Source organism: Actibacterium sp. (genome assembly GCF_041584535.1).
Taxonomy (GTDB): domain Bacteria; phylum Pseudomonadota; class Alphaproteobacteria; order Rhodobacterales; family Rhodobacteraceae; genus Actibacterium_D.
This window is the reverse complement of record NZ_JBFHDW010000207.1, coordinates 1-4,887: the sequence shown is the minus strand read 5'-3', so window position 1 is coordinate 4,887 and position 4,887 is coordinate 1. Positions and strand designations below refer to the sequence as shown.

General features: G+C 65.3%; 7 protein-coding genes. 1 reads left to right on the top strand and 6 read right to left on the bottom strand.

Features of this window, described 5'->3' with window-relative positions:
- From ABYW26_RS10590 to ABYW26_RS10565, 6 genes are all read right to left on the bottom strand, one after another.
- Positions 1–667 (bottom strand): alpha-amylase family glycosyl hydrolase (locus ABYW26_RS10590; protein WP_372604812.1); only part of this gene is annotated, 667 nt, incomplete at its 3' end.
- Between the two features lie 95 nt (positions 668–762).
- Positions 763–2,013 (bottom strand): glycerate kinase, encoded by a 1,251-nt coding sequence (locus tag ABYW26_RS10585; protein ID WP_372604813.1) that lies wholly within the window; start codon positions 2,011–2,013, stop codon positions 763–765.
- A 74-nt stretch (positions 2,014–2,087) separates the two neighbouring features.
- Positions 2,088–2,522, bottom strand: a complete 435-nt coding sequence (locus ABYW26_RS10580; RefSeq protein ID WP_372604811.1) for an Rrf2 family transcriptional regulator — start codon at positions 2,520–2,522, stop codon at positions 2,088–2,090.
- A 68-nt stretch (positions 2,523–2,590) separates the two neighbouring features.
- Positions 2,591–3,292, bottom strand: a complete 702-nt coding sequence (locus ABYW26_RS10575) for a metal ABC transporter permease (protein WP_372604809.1) — start codon at positions 3,290–3,292, stop codon at positions 2,591–2,593.
- Positions 3,282–4,055 carry a metal ABC transporter ATP-binding protein gene (locus tag ABYW26_RS10570; protein WP_372604808.1) on the bottom strand — a complete coding sequence of 258 codons (774 nt, stop codon included), beginning with the start codon at positions 4,053–4,055 and terminating at the stop codon, positions 3,282–3,284. The genes ABYW26_RS10575 and ABYW26_RS10570 overlap by 11 nt, the downstream gene beginning before the upstream one ends.
- A complete protein-coding gene (locus tag ABYW26_RS10565) occupies positions 4,052–4,537 on the bottom strand; it encodes a Fur family transcriptional regulator (RefSeq protein WP_372604807.1) in 486 nt (161 codons plus the stop codon). Before ABYW26_RS10565 ends, ABYW26_RS10570 begins: the two co-directional genes overlap by 4 nt.
- Positions 4,538–4,608: 71 nt before the next feature.
- Between ABYW26_RS10565 and ABYW26_RS10560 the strand changes: the two genes are divergently transcribed.
- On the top strand, positions 4,609–4,887 hold a 279-nt coding region (locus ABYW26_RS10560), incomplete at its 3' end, for a metal ABC transporter solute-binding protein, Zn/Mn family (protein ID WP_372604806.1).

The following is a 4,887-nucleotide window of genomic DNA, read 5'->3' as shown; positions in this document are numbered from 1 at the left end:
GCAGGAATTCCAGCAGCACCTCGGGATTGCGGAAATCCAGATCGACCTGATCGTGGCTGAAGGTGCACCAGACATGGCGCACGCCGTTGGCGGTATGCACCTCGCGCAGCAAGGGCGTGGTGCGCGGCCGAACGACCGAGCTCAGATCATCGTCGGGCCGGGCCTCAAAAAAGAACCGGTCATAGGGCGCGTGGCCCTGAAGGTATTCGTTGAACCATGTGCCCTGACTGGAGACATGATTCAGCACCAGATCGGACATCAGTTTGAACTCGCCCGCGATACGGCGAATGTCGGCCCAATCGCCCAGATGGCTGTTGACCGAGCGATAGTCCGTCACCGCGAACCCATCGTCCGAGGTGAACGGGAAAAACGGCAGGATATGCACCGCGTTCAGCGTGTCACCCAGATAGCGATTCAAGAAATCGTTCAGCAAATCCAGCGGCTTGTGCTGACCGTCCACCAGAGAATTGCCATAGGTAATGACCATCGCATCGCGCGACGACCACAGCTTGTTCCCCGGCACCCGCGCCCGTTTGCGGTGGCCGATATCGTCGGGCCAGAAGGCTTTGATCACCTTGGCGGACAGATCGTCGGCATCAAGGTCGGGATAGATCCGGCCAATCAGGTCGGCCAGTTTCATGCTTAGGGTCGGCGGCGGTGCGGTCATTCTCATGTCTTTTTCAGCGGCCCGCCCAGAGTCGGCAAAATGCTGGTCAAGAACAAGGAAATCCGGCCGCTTGGCGCCGCGATCCGGGCAAGTGCTTAGAATTGCGGCACAATCAGCACTGCGCGAAAGTCGTTCACATTGGTCAGGGTCGGCCCCGGAACCACCTGATCGCCCAAGGTGGCGAAAAAGCTGTGGCTGTCATTGGCGTCCAGCGCCGCGCGGGCGGACGGGCCACGGCTTAGCGTATCCGGGCCGATCACCGCGCCTGCCACCTCGGCGGCGCCATCGACCCCGTCGGTGTCACAGGCCAGCGCCCAGATCCCCGGCGCCCCGTCCAATGCCAGTGCCATCGCAAGGCAGTATTCGGCGTTCGGCCCGCCGACCCCGTCACCGCGCCGGGTCACGGTGCATTCGCCGCCCGACAACAACAGCACCGGCGCATCGCCCGGTTGCAGACTGGCGGCGATTTCCCGCGCCAGCGCCGCGTGGGTTTCGGCCAGTTCGCGCGCCTCGCCCTCCAGATCGTCGCCCAGAATGCGGGTCGTGCATCCCGCCGCGACCGCCAGCGCCTGTGCCGCCTCAAGCGATTGCGCCGGGGCGGCGATGATGCGGTTTTCAACCTTTGACAGGCGCGGATCGTCGGGGGCCAGGGGATCGCCCCCCGCCGCAAGGAACGCCGCAATCGCTGGCGGTGGCGTGACGCCCCAATGCTGCAAGGTCTCTAACGCCAGCGCCGGATCGCCGCGATGGCCGACCGTGGGGCCGCTGGCAATGTCTGACGGATCGTCACCCGGCACATCCGAAATCATCAGCGCCAGCATCCGCGCCGGATAGGCCGCCGCCGCCAGTCGCCCGCCTTTGACCGCCGACAATTCCTTGCGAATGCTATTGATCTGGCCGATCGGCGCGCCGCTGGCCAACAGATCGGCGGTCAGCGCTTGTTTTTCCTCAAGCGTGATGTCGCCCGCTGGCGCGATCAGCAAGGCCGACCCCCCGCCTGAAATCAGCGCCAGAACGAAATCGTCCGGCCCCAGCCCCGCCAGCAGATCCAGCATCCGCCGGGTCGCCGCGACGCCCGCCGCGTCCGGCACCGGATGCGCGGCCTGCGCGATCTCGATGCCTTTGGTCGGACGCTCGTATCCGTAACGGGTAATGACCAGCCCCTGTTGCGGGCCCCACGCGGCCTCGACCGCTTCGGCCATACGGGCCGAGGCCTTGCCCGCGCCGATCACCACCACGCGGCCTGCGGGCCGGGGCGGCAAGGCTTTGGGGATGCGGCGCATCGGGTCGGCGGCCTGAACCGCGGCGGCGAACAGGTCGCGCAGAAATTCGGTTGGATCGGTGATCGGATCGGACAACGGGCTTTCCTCTGCGGCTTGGCCAAAGCCTAGCCGCCGCAAAGCCGGTTGAAAACCTTTCGCTAATGCAGCGCCAGCGTTTCCTTCAGCCGGGCGTTCCCCGAGACCAGATCGGCCAGCGAGACCTTGTCCAGCGCCTTGTAAAACTCGGCCAGCGCCCCGCACAGCACATCGCGCAGCGAGCAGAAATCGGCCAGCGGACAGGTGTTTTCATCCTTGGCCAGACATTCGATGAACGGCACGCCCGACTCCATCTCGCGGAACACTGCGCCGACCGAGATATCCTCGGGCGGTTTTTCCAGCGTCACGCCACCATGCCGCCCGCGCGTCGTGCGCAGCAAGCCGAAATGGCTAAGGGCGTTGATCACCTGCGCCATATGGTTTTCCGAGGTGTTACAGGCCGTGGCAATATCCGATTTGCGCACGACACGACCGGGATTCGCGGCGCAATACATCAAGGCGCGCATAGCGATGTTGGTGCGGGTGGTCAGACGCATTGGGGCTGCCTTTCAAGGATTTCCGCATCCCTGATATAGCAATTGCCGTTCCGCCCGTTTGATATGGGTCAAACCGTGATCTTGTGTCGCAGCGCCAGTGAAATTGCGGTCACAATTGCAAACAATACCGCCGCGACGGCCACAATACTGGGCCCGGCGGGCGTGTCCGCCGTTAGTGACAAGGCCAGCCCGCCCAGGCTGGACGCAGCGCCGATCGCCACCGCCAGGATCGCCATCGCCTCGGGGCTGCGCGAAACAGCGCGGGCGGCGGCGGCGGGGATGATCAGCATCGCCACGATCAACAGCGCGCCCACGACCTTGATCGCCACGGCCACCACCAGCGCCAGTGCCAGCACCAGAACCACGGCAACGCCGCCCCAGATATAAATCAGGTCGGTGCGGCTGACGGCCAGAATATCGCCGAACAGATAGGCGTTCAGATCGACCCGCACCCCCGACAGGAACGACACCCCCACCAGACCAAAGGCCAGCGCCGCATGGGCCAGCACCCCCAGCGTCGTGTCCATCGCCAGCCCGCGCCCGGTCAGCGCCGACACCGCCAGCGCCATCAGCAAGGCCACCGCCAGCGTGCCGACAAAAATGTTCGCCGAAAACGCCAACGCCAGCGCTACGCCTAGGATCGCGGCGTGGCTGGTGGCCTCGCCGAAATAGGCCATCCGGCGCCAGACCACGAAACACCCCAGCGGCCCTGCGGCCAAGGCAACTGCCAGCCCGGCGAGGGCGGCGCGGATCAGGAAATCATCCAGCATGGCCGTGCTCCGCATGATCGGGGTGGTGGCTATGATCGTGGTCGTGATCGCAGTCTTCGTGATCGTGGTCATGATCGTGTTGATACAGCGCCAGCGCCCCGCCGGTGCCAAGCCCGAACAACGCCCGGTATTCCGGCGCGTTCGACACCACATGCGGTGTGCCCTGACAACAGACATGGCCGTTCAGGCACAGCACCCGGTCCGAGGCCGACATCACAACATGCAGATCGTGGCTGACCATCAGCACCGCGCAACCGGTCTCGGCGCGCAGGTCTTCGATCAGCTTGTAAAAGGCGGCGGTGCCGGGCTGGTCCAGCCCCTGCGTCGGCTCGTCCATGATCAGAAGATCGGGCTTCATCAACAACGCCCGCGCCAACAGCACCCGCTGGAATTGTCCGCCGGACAGGGTTTGCATCTGCTGGCCGCCAAGGTCAGGCACGCCGACCCGCGCCAGCGCCGCCTGCGCCTCGGCCGGGCTGCGGCGATGCGGCAGCGACAGGAACCGCCGCACCGTCATCGGCATCCGCCCGTCCAGCGCCAGCCGTTGCGGCATATAGCCCACCACCAGCCCCGGCTTGCGAACCACGCGCCCTGAACTGGCCGGGATCGCGCCGATCAGCGCCCGCATCAGCGTCGATTTACCCGAGCCATTCGGCCCGACCACGGTGACGATCTCGCCCGGCTCAATCGCCATGTTGACCGCGCTCAGCGCCGTTGCGCCGCCAAACCGAACAGTCAGGTTTTCGGTCGAAATCAGGCTCATGCTGTGCACTCCTGACAGGCGGGGCACAGGCCGACGGCCTCGACATTCATGCGCTCGACGCTGAAGCCGACGGTGGTCGCAGCGCGGGTGATCGCCTCGCCCACGCCGGTGCCGGGGGCCTCGGCCACGGTGTCGCAGCCGGTGCAGATAAAGAAAACCGGGCGGTGCGGGCTGCCGGGATGCATACAGGCGGCAAAGGCGTTCAGGCGGCGGATACGGTGGACCAGCCCATGTTCGACCAGAAATTCCAGCGCCCGGTAAGCGACCGGAGGCTGATGCCCGAACCCGTCCTCGGCCAGCCGCTCAAGCACCTCGTAAGCGCCCAGCGCCTGATGCGATTCCAGCAGGATCTCCAACGTGCGCCGCCGCACCGGCGTCAGGCGCAAACCTTCGGTCCGGGCCAACGCATCGGCCTGTTTCAGGATATCGCCGCTACAGGCGCTATGATCGTGCTTGGCAAAAGCCACGGGGGAGGCGGGCATGAGACCTCTTGCGAATTGTTATGATATTACATAACAAGACTGGCACCCTGTTCACAAGAACCTTTCTCACCATGCGCCTGATTGCCTTTATCCTTGCCCTGTTCCTTAGCCTGCCCGCGCGGGCCGAACCGTTGCGCGTCGTCACCGACCTGCCGCCGGTGCACGCGCTGGTGTCACTGGTGATGGGCGACACCGGCACGCCCGAGTTGCTGCTGACACCGGGCGCCGACCCGCATCATTTCCAACTGCGTCCCTCGCAGGCACGCACCGTGGCGCGGGCCGATCTGGTGATCTGGGTCGGGCCTGATCTGACACCGTGGCTGGCGCGAGTGCTGGCCGGGGCGGATGCG